Origin of the sequence: Streptomyces sp. NBC_00285, from assembly GCF_036174265.1 — a bacterium.
Lineage (GTDB): Bacteria > Actinomycetota > Actinomycetes > Streptomycetales > Streptomycetaceae > Streptomyces.
In genome coordinates this window covers 3,677,690-3,693,186 of sequence record NZ_CP108055.1, presented here as the reverse complement: position 1 = coordinate 3,693,186, position 15,497 = coordinate 3,677,690, and the positions used below count along the sequence as shown (strand labels likewise).

Here is a 15,497-nt window from a genome sequence, read left to right as displayed (position 1 = left end):
GCCGTACGGACAGCACAGCCCATCCACCCCCCCCCGGAAGAGGGATCCCCACCATGAGCCGCTATCTCGTCTACACCGCCCCCGGAAGCGGACACATCTACCCGCTGATCCCCACCCTGTCCGAACTGCGGCGGCGAGGCCATGAAATCGTCGTCTACGCGGAGGAGTCGGGCCTGGACACCCTGCGTCGACAGGGATTCGAGGCGGCAGCGATCCACCCGGAGATCGAGCGTCGCGAGGACGACACCTGGAAGGCGCGCACTCCCATCGGCGCGCTGCGACGCTCGGTGGCGATGTACTCCGACCGGGCCCGGTACGAGGTCACCGACCTCCAGGAGGCCGTACGGAAGTGGCAGCCGGACGTGATCGCGCTGGACAACAACTGCTGGGGGGCAGCCGCGGCCGCGCAAGCGTCCGGGCTCCCTTGGGCGCAGATCGCCACTTTCCTGCTGCCGCTGACCACCAGGGACGCGCCGCCGTTCGGACTGGGCCTCAAGCCGCCGACCAGTTGGCTGGGCCGACTGCGCGACGACATACTCCGGCAGAGCGCCGTCCCGCTGTTCGACATCTCGCTGCCGCCGATAAACAAGTTGCGGCGCGGCTTGGGCATCCCGCGGGTCAAGCACGTGCCGGACCTCTACATGACGGCTCCTCTCATCCTGTCCTACACCGCGGAGCCGCTGGAGTACCCCAGGACCCAACTGCCCGCGTCGGTAAGGATGGTCGGGCCCAGCAGCTGGGATCCCGCCGCGGACGAGGCGGAGCCGGAGTGGCTCGCTGCGATCGAGCGGCCGATCGTCCTTGTGACGGTCTCAACTGTGTTCCAGGACGACGCGAAACTCATCCAGACCGCCCTCGACGCGCTCGCCGACGAGCCCTACGACGTCGTCGTCACCACCGCCTCCACCGACCCCGGCACCTTCCGCGGTCCGGCCAATGCCCATCTCCACCGGTTCGTTCCGCACAGCCTGGTCCTGCGGCGGTCCGTCTGTGTGGTGTCCCACGGCGGCATGGGGATCACCCAGAAGTCGCTCCTGGCCGGTGTCCCGGTGTGCATCGTGCCCTTCGGCCGCGACCAGTTGGAGGTCGCGCGCCGAGTCGAGGTCGCGGGCGCCGGTACACGGCTGCCCGCGGGGCGGCTGAACGCGCGCCGACTGCGTGACGCGGTACGCGAGGCGGTGACGAAGAAGGCCGCGGCCGAACATGTCGCGACTCGGCTGCGGAGTGCCGGCGGCGCCGACCAGGCCGCCACTGAGCTGGAGGGACTGCTCGCCGGTCCGGTGGCCGGTTCGTCCTCAATCGCCGGACGGACCGAAATCGGCCCGTCCGGCGATTGAGGAGCCGGCTACGTCCTCGCGGCGCCGGGCCTAGCCTCGGCGGCATCGCGCAGCGCCGCCGCCGGCACGACCCGGGGCAGGACCGCCCGCGCGATCAGGCCGTGCGGTGCGGCGTCCTCGAGTTCGAGCCTGGCTTCGCCGGCGGTGAGCAGGGCTTTGGCGATGGCCAGGCCGAGGCCGGAGCCGCTTCTGCCGGCGGGCTGGCGTCCGCGCCAGAAGCGGTCGGCCGCCCGGTCCTTGTCACCGCCCGTCATACCGGGGCCTTCGTCCTCGACCTCCACGTACACCCAGGTGTCGTCGGAGCGGGTCCGGATGGTCACCCGGCCGTCAGGCCGGGAGAAACTGATGGCGTTGTCGAGGAGGACGTCAAGCACCTGGTCCAGGGCGCCGGGCAGGCAGACCGCGGCAACCGGGCGGCCCTGGACCGCGATGGTGACACCGGCCTCCTCCGCCCGGTCGCTCCAGGCCTGGGCGCGGGATTCCACCACCGAGCGGACCTCGACCGTGATGGTCCCGGTGCCTGCGGCCGAGGCGTTGGCCAGGGCTAGGAGTTCGTCGAGGATCCGGCTGAGCCGGTCCGCCTCGGTGATGGCCACCACCAGGTCCTTCCGCCCCTCCTGAGGGACGACCGCTTCCAGTGCCTCCACCCGTACCCGAAGTGCGGTCAGCGGATTGCGCATCTGGTGGGACGCGTCGTCCACGAAGCTGCGCTGGGCTTCCAGGACCGAGACCAGTCGGTCCGTCATCGCGTTGACGGCTTCGGCCAGGTCACGCAGTTCGACCGGGCCGCGGTGGGCCGGAGCGCGTACCGAGTACTGGCCCTGGGCGATCTTCCGAACCGTCTCGTGCAGCTTCCGGGCCGGACCGAGGCTCCACCGTACGAGGGGTATGGCCACCAGAGCGGAGGCCAACAGCCCTATCAGGCCTGCTCCCAGGAGCAGTAAGAAGTCTTCTGTCACCTCCGAGCGCAGGGACGAGGTGGGAGCGATCGTCGCCACCGCTCCGGCTGGTTTCCCGTGCTGAAGGACCGGTTCCGCTACGAAGAGGGGCCGGGCCCTGACGTTGAAGGAGTAGTCCAATGGGACCGTGCTCCGTCCGGCGAGCGCCTTCTCCAGTACGTCCTCCCACTCGTCGTTGTCCACCAGGGTGCCCGGGCGTGTGCTGCGGATCTGCTTCCCCTTGGCGTCGAACAGAAGGACCACGGTGTCGTGGTCGCGGCTGTAGGCAGCGGCCCTGTTGGCCCAGGCCTGTTCGGGCTCCGGATTGTTCGCGTCGGCTGCGGCGGCGGAGGCAAGCACGAAGGTGTCCGAGACCTGGCGGATCACCAGATGGTGATAGGTGTTCATGGCCAGGCTGATGCCGAGAGGAATTTCCGTGGCCAGCAGGAGCAGCGCGGTGAGCGTCAGGTACGTGATCAGCAGACGGCGGCGCACGAAGGACGTCTCCAGACGGGGGTGGTCATTGGGGCCTGGGGTGTGGATCTTCGTGGGGGGAATGAGCGGGGTCCGGCGCCTGCGATCGCAAGGCGGAGGAGGGAGTTTGGGGGGACTGACGACAACGCCGTGAGTGCCGGTGTCGAGGCACGCGACTCCACGGAGATCCACACGCCAGGTCCTAAGCGGTAGGAGGGGTGCCGAGGCGGAATCCGACGCCGCGCGTCGTCTCGATCCACTCGTACGATCCGAGTTTCTGGCGCAGCGCCCCGATATGGACGTCCAGGGTGCGCGTCGATCCGAACCAGTTCTCGTCCCACACCCGGGAGATGATGGCCTCCCGGGTGTGGACGGTGTCCGGCTGCTCTATCAGCATCGCGAGTAACTCGAACTCCTTGCGGGTGAGTTGGACCGGCAGGCCATCCAGGGTGACGTCCCGGCTGCGGAGATCCAGGGAGAGGGGGCCGGCAGTCACGACCTCCTGGGCGCTGGCGCCGCACGACGGGTCGTGGCCCCCCGGACCCACCCCGCAGCGGCAGGACCGGCGCGTCACCGCCTCCATCCGCGCCCGCAGCTCGTGGACGGAGTACGGCTTGACAACGTAGTCGTCGGCTCCGGCGTGGAGGCCAAGCACCTTGTCGATCTCATCGGTCCTGGCGGTGAGCACGATGATCGGCACCGAGGTCCGGGCCCGCATCCGCTTGCACACCTCGATACCGTCCAGGTCCGGCAGACCCAGGTCGAGGAGAACCAATTCACAGCCGTCCAGGCTGGCCAGCGCTTTGGCCGCCGTTGGCGCGGAAACGATGTCGTGCCCTTGCTGGCGCAGCGCCGCGCACAGTGCATCGGCCACATGCTCGTCGTCCTCGACCAGCAGAATACGCATAATTCCCCCATGAAGGGTCCAATTTCACACTCCATACAGCGGAGTGCACAGTTTCGAGCTTAGTTGAACCCCGGCACGACATACAGTGCTACAGACTTGTCATTCCTTTGAACGTCACCTGTAGGTCCGCTGTATTCCCGGCCAGTAACGTCGTACTCGACCACTGTGCACCGGTTCCAACCATCCTGACGGAACCGGAAATGGAATGGTTACTTCCGCAGCAGCGTTGCCCCGGGAGCGTGGCCTGTGCGGCAGCGAGCGATCCTCTCCCTGACCGGCCCCACCTGATCCTGAGCCGGAGTGTTCGGATTGAGGAGTGAGAGCGATCGGCATCGGAAGGAGCCGCATGCGCCAGCCGACCATCGTGGGAAGCATCGAGATCGCTGCCAGCCCGACCACGATCTACGGCCTCATCACGGATCTCTCGCGCTGGGACCGGTTCGTCGTCGAGACCCGCGTTCCCGCCCGGGCCGTCCCTGACAGCCTTGCCCCTGGTACGACGTTCCGTGCCTGGAACCGGAACGGCCTGTGGCGCTGGCGCACGACCACCAAGGTGCTGCAGGCCGTGCCGCCCCGGAGTCTCGCCTTCGAGGTCACGTCATTCGGCAGGCCGGTGGCCACCTGGCGTTACGACATCGTGCCCACTGCTCGCGGCAGCCGGGTCACCGAGAGCACCCGCGACCTGCGCGGCAGGACCATGTGCCTGGTGTCCGTAGCGGCGACCGGGGTGGTCGACCGCCCCGCCCGCAACCAGCGCAACATCGAACGTACCCTGGCCCAGCTCAAGGCCGAGGCCGAGAAGCCGGCATAGCTTCATCCGGCGTCTCCCCCTTCTCTTTCACGCACCTTCATACGGCCGTTACTTCTCATCGCCTCCCTTCAAGGGATGTCCAGCGCGGATGTCATTCGCGGCAGGGAAGACCTGACATCCAATTGCAGTCCACTTGAACCGTCGTTGCATCACGGGTGTTTAGCGTTGGGAGCGTCGCAGCGGCGAAGGGGAATCTCCCCGCCGCCCCGCATCCAGAAATTCCAGCGATCTGGCCAACCGACGTAAGGGCTCGCGGAAAATGATGTATCTGGAAAATGAACGTGCCGTCCTCGAAGACCTTCTTCCCGGGCTCGATGACGCCCTGACCTCCTCCCCGATGCAGACCTGGGAATCACCGCACAATCCAGGGCTGAAGGAATTCCGCAAAGCCGGCGGCCCCGCCCTGCTGGTGCCGGCCGAACACGGCGGTAAGGGCGCCGACCTGCTCACCGCGGTGCGTGTGCAGCGCGCGGTGGGCTCAAGGTCCCCGTCCCTGGCGGTCGCCACCACCATGCACCACTTCTCGGTGGCTTCCCTGGTGGAGACCGCGGCCCACAGCGACGGCATGGAGTGGATGCTGCTGGCGGCGATCGCAAAGGACAACCTGCTGCTCGCCTCCGCCTTCGCCGAGGGCCGCACCGGCCAGGGCATCCTCAACCCCTCGATCACCGCACGGGTCGACGGGGACAAGGTGTGGCTGACCGGCACGAAGAAACCGTGCAGTCTCTCCAGGTCAATGGACCTGCTCACCGCGTCCGTCGCCCTACCCGACGCGGACGGAACACCGCGGCTGGCCGTCGCCGTCGTCCCGGCCACCGCACCCGGCCTGGAAGTGCGGCCGTTCTGGAACAGCCCGGTGCTGGGCGGCGCGGAGAGCGACGAGGTCGTGCTGTCCGACGTGGAAGTGCCCGCCGACCTGCTGGTGCGTACCGACGTCACCGCCGACGGCGAGCTCGACCGCCTCAACACAGTCGGGTTCCTGTGGTTCGAGGCTCTCATGACCGCCAGTTACCTCGGCGCCGCCTCGTCCCTGGTGGAGCGCACCCTGGCCAACACCCGGATCGCCCCGGCAACCCGGGCACAGGCGGTCACCGCCGTGGAAGGCGTCGTCCTGATGCTGGAAGGGCTGGCCGCGGGTGCGGCCACTGGGCCGGTCGACGACGGAACGCTCGCCCGGGCCCTGGTCTGCCGCTACGCCGCCCAGGACGCCATCAGCCGCGTACTGGAACTGTGCGTCGAGGCACTGGGCGGGATGGCCTTCATCTCCTCCGGTGACATCGCCTACCTGCACTCGGCCTGCCGCGCCCTGGCCTTCCACCCGCCGGCACGTGCCCGGATGTCCGAGCCGCTGGTCGAGTACTTCGGGGGCAGTCCGCTGCGCATCCCCGCCTGACGGCACACCTCTACGCACAACCTGCTTTGTCCGGCACGGCGGGCCCGACTGAGGCCAAGCCGTCGGTGGGCACTGCCTCTGTACGGCGTCCTGCCGCACGACCGCTGGCGGCGGACCGCGCCGTAATCCCTGTCGACCGACTCCCCGAGGTGCACCATCGTGTCTGCTTCCCGTCCCACCGTCCTACTCACCGGCGCCTCGGGCGTCCTCGGCACCGCCCTGCTGGCCGAACTCCCCTCCTCCTGCCATGTGACCGCCCTGGTCCACACCTGCCCCTGCCCGATCGCCGACGATCAGCTCACGGGCGACCTGACCGCCCCCGGCCTCGGTCTGGACCGCGAGACGTACCAGGCCCTGGCCCGCCAGGTCGACGCCGTCGTGCACTGCGCCGCCGTCACCGACTTCACCCGCGGGCCCGAGGCCACCCACGCCACGAACGAGGCCGGCACCCGTGCGGTGGCCGAGTTCGCCGCCGACGCCGGTGCGACGCTCTACCACGTCTCCACCGCGTTCGTGGCCCGGCACGAACTGACCCGCTCACGGCTGGGTCGCGACATCGGGGAAGCCTCCGCCCGGCCAGAGGACTACCTGGACTCCAAACGCGCCGGCGAGCAGGTCGTGCGCGACTCGGGCATACCGGCGGTGATCATCCGTCCGTCGATCGTCATAGGCGACTCCCGCACGGGGCAGATCTCCGCTTTCCAGGGACTGCACAACATCCTGCAGATGCTGCTGCGCGGTCTCATGCCGCTGGTCCCGCTGCCCGCCACCTCACTCATCGACTTCGTCCCGCAGGACTTGGTGGCACGCACCATCTCCGCACTGATCGCCGAGGAACGCCAAGACGGAGAGGTCTGGGTGACCGCCGGGCCGCAGGCGCTCCGCGCCGAACAGGTGATGGACGTGGTCGCCGACACCTGCGCCGAACTCGGACTGATCCGGAAGATGCCCCGCTTCGTCGGCACCGACATGGTCGACCGGCTGATCCGCCCGGTCTTCCTGGCCGACGGTCTCCCGGACCGGATGCTGCGCCGCTTCGACGACATGCTCGCCATGACCGCGCTGTTCGCCGACGCACCCACCTTCCCCACCTCGCTCGGCGAACTGCCGGGCGGGCCGCCGCCGGTGACCCGGTCCAGGATGGACTCGGCGCTGCGCAGCTCGATCCTGTACCTCGCGGAGACCAAGCGGATCGGCGAGGTCACCGCCACTGGCAGCTCCGTACGGACGGCCCCGGCAGGGGTGCCCGCATGACGCCGGTGACCGTGCCGACCGTACGCGGGACGGCGCCGCAGGAATCTTCGGTGGCCGACGTGCTCGACGCCTACCGGAAGCACCTGGGCCGGGGGAGGGCCCGGCTGGCGTCCATGACCGGCGGTGTGATGGAGATCGCCTCATACGGCGCCCGGGTCTTCGCTGCGGACGGCAGGGAATACGTCGACTGCGGCGGCTACGGGGTCTTCCTGCTCGGCCACTGCCACCCCCGGGTCGTCGAGGCGGTCGTCGCCCAGGTCCGCCGCCACCCGCTCGCCTCCCGCCTGCTGCTCGAACCGGTGGCGGCCGGCGCCGCGACGGCGCTCGCCGATATCACCCCGCCCGGACTGGACTACGTGCACTTCGTCAACTCCGGCGCGGAGGCGACCGAGACGGCCATCAAGTTGGCGCGCGCCCACGGACTGCAGCGGCTCATCTCCACCACGGGCGGCTATCACGGCAAGACCACCGGCGCCCTCGCGCTGACCGCCAAGCCGTTCTACCAGGACCCCTTCCGGCCGTTGCTGCCTGCCGAACACATCCCCTACGGAGATGCCGAAGCCCTGGCCTCCGCCCTGGCCGCCGGGCCCGCGGCCTGTGTCGTGATCGAACCGGTGCAGGGCGAGGGCGGAGTCGTCCTGCCGCCTCCGGGCTACCTCCGCGATGTCCAGCTGCTCTGCGTCCAGTACGGAGCGTTCTTCGTCCTGGACGAGATCCAGACCGGCCTCGGCCGCCTGGGCACTTGGTGGGGCGCGGACACCGAGGACGTACGCCCCGACGTACTCCTGGTCGGCAAGAACCTCAGCGGCGGAGTGATCCCCGTAGCGGCCGCGGTCGCTACCGCCGAGGCCTACGCGCCCTTCGACCGCGACCCGTTTCTGCACACCTCTACCTTCGCCGGCGCCCCCGTAGCCATGGCCGCCGCGCACGCCGCGGTACGCACCATCGCCGAGGAAGGCCTCGTGGAGCAGGCACACCTGCTCGGGATCGACCTCATCGACCGGGTCCGCGACACCCTCGCACCGCTCGGTGACGCCGTCGCCGACATACGCGGCAAGGGACTGCTCATCGGCATCGAGATGCGTGACGAGGCGCTCGCCGGCGAACTCGTACTGCACCTGCTCGAAGCAGGGCTGCTGGTCAACCACTCCCTCAACGCGCACCGCGTGGTGCGCCTGACCCCGCCGGCAGTGCTCACCCGCTCTGACCTGGACCGGATCTCCGAAGCCTTCACCGCCGCGTCCGCCGCCTTATTGAAGGGACTCCACTGACATGCCCGAGGTCACTCTCGACGTCCACGTGCCCGATACCGCCGCCCCGGAAGTCTTCGGCCTGCTGCGCGACTTCGCCGCCTACCCCAAGTACACCGACGCCATCCGCGAGGTCCGCGTCACCGAGGTCGACGACCGCACCGTGGACTCCCACTGGTCGGCCAACTTCCGTAACGGCGTGCTGTGCTGGTCCGAGCGCGACCGCATCGACCCGGCCGCGCTCACCATCGAATTCACCCAGCTCGACGGCGACTTCGAGACCTTCGAGGGCGGCTGGTACGTCCAGCAGGAAGGGCCCGACACACGCGCCCGGTTCGCTGCCGCCTTCGACCTCGGCATCCCCAGCCTCGCCTCGCTCATCGACCCCATCGCGTCCCGCACTCTGCTGGACACCATGGCGCTGATCGCACAGGGGCTGTTCGGGTCCCGCATCACCCTGCACGAGCCGGAGCCCGTCGCGGCCGATGCCGGCGGTCGGCCATGACCTGGCACACCCCCACCGCGCTGCCGCCGCTCCCCGGCTCCGCTCCCGCGTCCGTTCCTGGCGAACCCTGCGCCCAGCCATCCGCCCAGGCGTTCCGCGATGTCATGGCCCACCTGCCCGCCGGGGTGAGCGTCATCACCACCGACGGAATCCACGGCCCTGCCGGCATGACGGCCAGCGCTGTCTGCTCCCTGTCCCTCGACCCACCCCTGGTCCTGGTGTGCGTCGACAACAACAGCCGCACCCTGGTTAGTATCCGCGACCATGGCGCCTTCGCCGTCAACGTGCTGCGCCAGGACCAGGCGAACCTCGCCAAGGACTTCGCCGACCGCGACACCGACCAGCACAAGCGCTTCTCGGCAGCCTCCTGCCGCCACGAGGCCGACGGGTCACTCGTCCTCAACGGGGCATTGGCCTGGCTCTCCTGCCAGGTCGAGGACACCTATCCCGGCGGCGACCACACGATCCTCACCGGCCGCGTCCACGCTCTCGGATACACCCACAGCCAGCCCCTGATCTGGTACTCACGCCGCTTCCACGCCCTCGCCTGACTGCCGCCCGAACCCCAACAGCTCCCCACCCAGGAGGACCCGTGTCGAGGAAACTGACCAACCAGGTCGTCGCCATCACCGGCGGCAGCCGCGGCATCGGCCGCGCCACCGCCGAGGCATTCATCAAACAGGGCGCCAAGGTCGCCATCGGCGCCCGCAACCACGACTTCGCAGCCACGGTCGCCGACCAGATCGGCGCCCACGCCTACCCGCTGGACGTGACCGACCCGGCATCCGCCAAACAGTTCTGGAAGACGGTCGAGGCCGACCTCGGCCCCATCGACATCTTCGTCAACAACGCGGGCGAAATGCTGGTCAGCCGCTTCGAGAACGAGAGCGACGACGCCACCCTCCACCAGATCAACGTCAACCTGATCGGCACCATCAACGGCATGAAGTCCGCGCTGAGCCCGATGCGCGAGCGCGGACACGGCCACATCATCAACATGGTCTCCGCCGTCGGCATGATCGGTCTGCCCGGCTGCGCCACCTACTCGGCCGCCAAGCACGCCGTGGTGGGCCTGTCCGAGGGTGTACGCGCCGAACTGCGCGGCTCCGGCGTGGACCTGTCGATCATCCTGCCCATCCCCGCCCAGACCGAACTGACCTCCGGCGTCAGCAAGGGCCGCTTCGTCCCGCTGCTCACCCCCCAGGACATCGCTGCCGCCGTGGTCCGCACCGCCCGACGCCCCCGCTACAACGTCTACGTCCCCGGCTGGACCAACCCGGTCACCCGCTCCCTGTTCCTGCTGCCCCAGCCCTGGCGCGACGCCATGGGACGGCTCCTGAAGGCCGACCAGCTGCTGCGCACCACCGACTACCAGGCACGCATCGGCTACGAGGCCCGGCTGGGCCACATCGGGCCGAGGGAGGCAAGTCTGTGAACACCCCGACCAAGTCGGCCTCCGCCGCCAAGGGCGCCGTCCGGCGGGGCAACGCCCCCTCCGTGACCGGCATTTGGCTCCTCGACAAGCTCATCCACGTCAGCCCGGCCACCACCGTCGTCATGTTCGCCCCCGTCGCGGTCGTCGCCACCGTCATCTCGGTCGGCCGTGGCGGCGGCTGGTCCCTGCTCGGCTGGGGGCTCGCCGGCTACGTCTACTGGACCCTGTCCGAATACTGGGGCCACCGGATCGTCCTGCACTACGAACCCGAGCGCGGCTTCGGCGCCAAGCTGCACTACCTCCTGCACGGTGTCCACCACGAGTACCCGCAGGACGCCCGCCGTTCCATCCTCAGCCCCCTGCTGAGCATCCCCATGGTCGGGTCGGCCTTCTACTTCTCCAGCGGGCTGCTCGGCGTGCCGCTGGTCTTCGGAGCCGGCTACATCGTCGGATACCTCGCCTACGACCTGGTCCACCTCTACCTGCACCACGGCAAGCCGAAGAACCGGCTGCTGCGCACCCTGCGCGAGTACCACATGCGCCATCACTTCCGCGATGACACCCGGGGCTTCGGCATCAGCGCCCCCTACTGGGACGAACTGTTCGGCACCTCCATCGCCCGCTCGCCCCGGACCGGGCAGCGCGTCGGCGCCGCACCCGGCAGCAGCGCCTGACGCCCGCCCGCCCCCAAGAACCGCGTGGGCGCCTCGCCGCCACCGGGACCACAACCTGTCGTCGGTGCCCGGCCCCGGTGAACGGCGCAGGCGCCCACGCGCACTACAGCGGGCGGCCACCGGCCGCTCCTCCCGACACCTGCCGCCCCGGGCCGAGCTGCCCCCTTCCGAGGACAGGCCATGAACCCTTCCGACACCCTTGCCGCACGCCTCGCGCCCCACCCGGACCCGGGCCCGCAGCCCGCCGCCGCGAACCGGACCACCTATGAGGATCCCGCGGCGCTCCCTGTCGCCGGCGGGGCCGGCCAGGCCGACCCCGCCGAAGCCGAGGACTTCATCCGGATGCACTACCGCGAGCACCCCGACCAGCCGCACTCCCTCCACGCGCGGCTCCAGGAGATACAGCGGCAGATCCGCGACACCGGCACCTACCGCCACAGCTCCGCCGAACTCGCCTTCGGCGCCCGGGTGGCCTGGCGCAACAGCAGCCGCTGCATCGGCCGCCTGTACTGGAACAGCCTGCAGGTCCTGGACCGGCGCGACGCCACCGCCCCTGAGGAAATCCACCAGCATCTGATCACCCATCTCCGCCAGGGCACCAACGGCGGGCGCATCCGCCCGGTGATCTCCGTCTTCGCCCCCGACGTCCCTGGCCGCCCCAGCCCGCGAGTATGGAACGACCAGCTCATCCGCTACGCCGGCTACCGGCAGAGCGACGGCAGCGTCATCGGGGACCCCGCGTACGCCGACTTCACCGAACTGGTCCAGCGGATGGGCTGGAACGCCCCCGGCGGCACCTTCGACGTCCTACCCCTGGTCATCAGCACCCACGACACCAAACCGCAGCTCTTCGACGTCCCCGCCGACGCCGTCCTCGAAGTCCCGCTCAGCCACCCCGAACACCCCTGGTTCGCCGACCTGGAACTGCGCTGGCACGCACTGCCGGCCATCTCCAACATGCGGCTGCGCATCGGCGGCCTCGACTACCCGCTCGCCCCCTTCAACGGCTGGTACATGGGCACCGAGATCGGCGCCCGCAACCTCGTCGACGAAGGCCGCTACGACCTGCTGCCCCTCATTGCCGCCCGCCTCGGGCTCGACACCGACAGCGAAACCTCCCTGTGGCGCGACCGCGCCCTGGTCGAACTCAACGTGGCCGTCCTGCACTCCTTCAACGAGGCCGGCGCCCGTATCAGCGACCACCACACCGAGTCCCGGCGCTTCCTGACCCACATGGACAAGGAACAGCGCGCGGGCAGAACCGTCCCCGCCGACTGGACCTGGATCGTCCCCCCGCTGTCCGGCGGCATCACCCCGGTCTTCCACCGCTACTACGACCAGGCCGACCAGCGCCCGAACTTCTACCTCGACGACCACGCACGCGACCTCGGCCGCGGCCAGTGCCCGTACCACGGCGGATGAGCCGGGTGCCGTCCCACGACAGAGTCCCGGCCACACGCGTGCGCCGCTTCGAAGGAGGTCCGATTCAGTGACGAGTCAGATCAGCAGCCCAGCCGATGAGCACCCCGTGCTCGGTGAGCGGCGTAAACCGGCCAAGGAGGTCCGGCGGCTGGATCGGGTGATCATCCGATTCGCCGGAGACTCCGGAGACGGGATGCAGCTCGCGGGGGACCGGTTCACCTCGGAGACGGCATCGTTCGGGAACGATCTGTCGACGCTGCCGAACTTCCCGGCGGAGATCCGGGCCCCCGCAGGCACCCTGCCGGGAGTGTCCAGTTTCCAGTTGCACTTCGCCGATCACGACATCCTGACTCCGGGCGACGCCCCCGATGTGCTGGTGGCGATGAACCCGGCCGCGTTGAAAGCCAATATCGACGACCTGCCGCGCGGCGCGGAGATCATCGTGAACACCGATGAGTTCACCAAGCGCGCACTGGCCAAGGTCGGTTATCCCGCCAGCCCGCTGGACGACGGCTCACTACAGGGCTACGCGGTGCACCCGGTGCCGCTGACGACCCTGACCGTCGGCGCACTGAAGGAGTTCCCCCTGTCGCGCAAGGAGGCCGAGCGCAGCAAGAACATGTTCGCGCTCGGGCTGCTGTCCTGGATGTACCACCGGCCGACGGAGGGCACCGAGGCCTTCCTGCGGAAGAAGTTCGCGAAGAAGCCGGACATCGCCGAGGCGAACATCGCGGCGTTCAGGGCGGGTTGGAACTTCGGCGAGACCACCGAGGACTTCGCGGTCTCCTACGAGGTGCAGCCGGCCGCGGCCGCCTTCCCGGCCGGCCAGTACCGCAACATCTCGGGGAACCTGGCCCTGTCGTACGGCCTGATCGCCGCGAGCAGGCAGGCCGACCTGCCGCTGTATCTGGGCTCGTACCCGATCACCCCGGCCAGCGACATCCTGCACGAGCTGAGCAGGCACAAGAACTTCGGGGTGCGCACGTTCCAGGCCGAGGACGAGATCGCCGGCATCGGCGCCGCGCTCGGCGCGGCCTTCGGCGGCTCGCTCGCGGTAACCACCACCTCCGGTCCTGGCGTCGCGCTGAAGTCGGAGACCATCGGCCTCGCGGTCTCCCTCGAACTGCCGCTCCTGGTGATCGACATCCAGCGCGGCGGCCCGTCCACCGGACTGCCCACCAAGACCGAACAGGCCGACCTCCTCCAGGCGATGTACGGGCGCAACGGCGAGGCGCCGGTACCGATCGTCGCGCCGCGCACCCCCGCGGACTGTTTCGACGCCGCGGTCGAGGCCGCCCGCATCGCGCTCGCCTACCGCACCCCCGTCTTCCTGCTCTCCGACGGCTACCTCGCCAACGGCTCCGAACCCTGGCGGATCCCCGAGGTCGACGAACTCCCGGACCTGCGGGTGCAGTTCGCCACCCGACCGAACCACACCGCTGCCGACGGCACCGAGGTCTTCTGGCCGTACAAGCGGGACCCGCAGACCCTGGCCCGGCCATGGGCGGTCCCCGGCACACCAGGACTCGAACACCGGATCGGCGGCATCGAGAAGCAGGACGGCACCGGCAACATCTCCTATGACCCGGCCAACCACGACCTGATGGTCCGCACCCGGCAGGCGAAGATCGACGGAATCACCGTCCCCGACATCGCAGTCGACGACCCTTCCCGGCAGGCGCGCACTCTGGTGCTCGGCTGGGGTTCCACGTACGGGCCCATCACCGCGGCCGTCCGGCGCATCAGGCGTGCTGGTGGCGCCGTCGCGCAGGCGCATCTGCGTCATCTCAACCCCTTCCCGAGGAATCTCGGCGAAGTGCTGCGCTCCTACGACCGCGTCATCGTCCCGGAGATGAACCTCGGACAGCTCGCCCAGCTGCTGCGGGCCAGGTACTTGGTCGACGTGCGTTCGTGCACCCAGGTCACCGGCTTGCCGTTCAAGGCCGAACAACTCGCCCGCGCCATCACCGCCGTGCAGGAGGAAAGCGCAGATGTCTGAGGCACCCGTCGTCGACCACCCGACGCAGGGGATCACGGCACTCTCCCTGGTCCCGAAGGCCGACGCGAAGCAGTCGATGAAGGACTTCAAGTCGGACCAGGAAGTGCGCTGGTGCCCCGGCTGCGGCGACTACGCGATCCTCGCCGCAGTACAGGGCTTCATGCCCGAACTCGGCCTGGCCCGCGAGAACATCGTCTTCATCTCCGGCATCGGCTGCTCGTCCCGCTTCCCGTACTACATGGACACCTACGGGATGCACTCCATCCACGGCCGCGCCCCCGCCATCGCCACCGGCCTGTCCACCTCGCGCCGTGACCTGTCCGTCTGGGTGGTCACCGGCGACGGCGACGCGCTATCCATCGGCGGAAACCACCTCATCCACGCCCTGCGGCGGAACGTCAACCTCAAGATCCTGCTCTTCAACAACCGGATCTACGGCCTCACCAAGGGCCAGTACTCTCCGACGAGCGAGGTCGGCAAGATCACCAAGTCCACGCCGATGGGCTCGCTCGACGCCCCCTTCAACCCGATCTCGCTGGCGATCGGCGCCGAGGCGTCGTTCGTCGCCCGCACCATCGACTCCGACCGCAAGCACCTCATCGGCGTGCTCCGGGCGGCGGCCGCACACCCCGGCACCGCGCTCGTGGAGATCTACCAGAACTGCAACATCTTCAACGACGGCGCCTTCGACGCCCTCAAGGACCAACAGTCCCCCCAGGAAGCCCTCATCCGCCTGGAACACGGACAACCCATCCGGTTCGGGGCCGACGGTTCGCGCGGTGTCGTACGCGACCCGGCCACCGGCGACCTGCGGGTGGTCGATGTCACCGAGGCCAACCAGTCGGACATCGTGGTCCACGACGCGCACGCGGCCAGCCCCACCAACGCCTTCGCGCTGTCCCGCCTCGCCGACCCCGACACCCTGCACCACACCCCGATCGGCGTACTGCGCGACATCGACCGCCCGGTCTACGACGCCGACATGGCCGACCAACTCGAACGAGCCGTCGAACAACACGGCAAGGGCGACCTCGGCGCACTCCTCACCGGCAACGACACCTGGACCGTCACCGGGCCGGCACGCAGATAAAGGCACTG

14 protein-coding genes are annotated in these 15,497 nt (G+C 69.2%); 12 read left to right on the top strand and 2 right to left on the bottom strand.

From position 1 onward, the window contains the following. Positions 1–53 precede the first annotated feature (53 nt). The gene (locus tag OHT57_RS17120; RefSeq protein ID WP_328747284.1) at positions 54–1,337 is read left to right on the top strand and encodes a glycosyltransferase; all 1,284 of its coding nucleotides are present in this window, start codon (positions 54–56) and stop codon (positions 1,335–1,337) included. An 8-nt stretch (positions 1,338–1,345) separates the two neighbouring features. On the opposite strand, the gene OHT57_RS17115 is transcribed toward OHT57_RS17120, so the two are convergent. Together OHT57_RS17115 and OHT57_RS17110 are read right to left on the bottom strand one after the other, a co-directional pair. Beyond that, positions 1,346–2,770, bottom strand: coding sequence for a sensor histidine kinase (locus OHT57_RS17115; RefSeq protein WP_328747283.1), 1,425 nt, complete (start codon positions 2,768–2,770; stop codon positions 1,346–1,348). 181 nt (positions 2,771–2,951) lie between these two features. After that, positions 2,952–3,656, bottom strand: a complete 705-nt coding sequence (locus OHT57_RS17110) for a response regulator transcription factor (protein WP_328747282.1) — start codon at positions 3,654–3,656, stop codon at positions 2,952–2,954. A 346-nt stretch (positions 3,657–4,002) separates the two neighbouring features. Here OHT57_RS17110 and OHT57_RS17105 point away from each other — a divergent pair, with 346 nt between their 5' ends. The 11 genes from OHT57_RS17105 (at position 4,003) to OHT57_RS17055 (ending at position 15,489) form a co-directional block, all read left to right on the top strand. Continuing rightward, positions 4,003–4,467 (top strand): SRPBCC family protein, encoded by a 465-nt coding sequence (locus OHT57_RS17105; RefSeq protein WP_328747281.1) that lies wholly within the window; start codon positions 4,003–4,005, stop codon positions 4,465–4,467. A 259-nt stretch (positions 4,468–4,726) separates the two neighbouring features. Beyond that, positions 4,727–5,860, top strand: coding sequence for an acyl-CoA dehydrogenase family protein (locus OHT57_RS17100; protein WP_328747280.1), 1,134 nt, complete (start codon positions 4,727–4,729; stop codon positions 5,858–5,860). A gap of 159 nt (positions 5,861–6,019) precedes the next feature. After that, the gene (locus OHT57_RS17095; RefSeq protein ID WP_328747279.1) at positions 6,020–7,114 is read left to right on the top strand and encodes an SDR family oxidoreductase; all 1,095 of its coding nucleotides are present in this window, start codon (positions 6,020–6,022) and stop codon (positions 7,112–7,114) included. Continuing rightward, entirely contained in the window at positions 7,111–8,385 is a 1,275-nt protein-coding gene (locus OHT57_RS17090) for an aspartate aminotransferase family protein (protein ID WP_328747278.1), read from the top strand. The genes OHT57_RS17095 and OHT57_RS17090 overlap by 4 nt, the downstream gene beginning before the upstream one ends. 1 nt (position 8,386) lies before the next feature. Continuing rightward, positions 8,387–8,869 carry a type II toxin-antitoxin system RatA family toxin gene (locus tag OHT57_RS17085; RefSeq protein WP_328747277.1) on the top strand — a complete coding sequence of 161 codons (483 nt, stop codon included), beginning with the start codon at positions 8,387–8,389 and terminating at the stop codon, positions 8,867–8,869. Beyond that, positions 8,866–9,420, top strand: coding sequence for a flavin reductase family protein (locus OHT57_RS17080; RefSeq protein ID WP_328747276.1), 555 nt, complete (start codon positions 8,866–8,868; stop codon positions 9,418–9,420). The genes OHT57_RS17085 and OHT57_RS17080 overlap by 4 nt, the downstream gene beginning before the upstream one ends. 41 nt (positions 9,421–9,461) lie before the next feature. Then, complete coding sequence (locus OHT57_RS17075) at positions 9,462–10,304, top strand: SDR family oxidoreductase (protein WP_328747275.1); 843 nt, start codon at positions 9,462–9,464, stop codon at positions 10,302–10,304. Beyond that, a complete protein-coding gene (locus OHT57_RS17070; protein WP_328747274.1) occupies positions 10,301–10,978 on the top strand; it encodes a sterol desaturase family protein in 678 nt (225 codons plus the stop codon). Before OHT57_RS17075 ends, OHT57_RS17070 begins: the two co-directional genes overlap by 4 nt. A gap of 180 nt (positions 10,979–11,158) precedes the next feature. Continuing rightward, complete coding sequence (locus OHT57_RS17065) at positions 11,159–12,400, top strand: nitric oxide synthase oxygenase (RefSeq protein ID WP_328747273.1); 1,242 nt, start codon at positions 11,159–11,161, stop codon at positions 12,398–12,400. A 67-nt stretch (positions 12,401–12,467) separates the two neighbouring features. Next, on the top strand, positions 12,468–14,399 hold the full coding sequence (locus OHT57_RS17060; RefSeq protein ID WP_328747272.1) for a 2-oxoacid:acceptor oxidoreductase subunit alpha: 1,932 nt from the start codon (positions 12,468–12,470) through the stop codon (positions 14,397–14,399). Next, positions 14,392–15,489, top strand: a complete 1,098-nt coding sequence (locus OHT57_RS17055) for a 2-oxoacid:ferredoxin oxidoreductase subunit beta (RefSeq protein WP_328747271.1) — start codon at positions 14,392–14,394, stop codon at positions 15,487–15,489. Before OHT57_RS17060 ends, OHT57_RS17055 begins: the two co-directional genes overlap by 8 nt. Positions 15,490–15,497 lie beyond the last annotated feature (8 nt).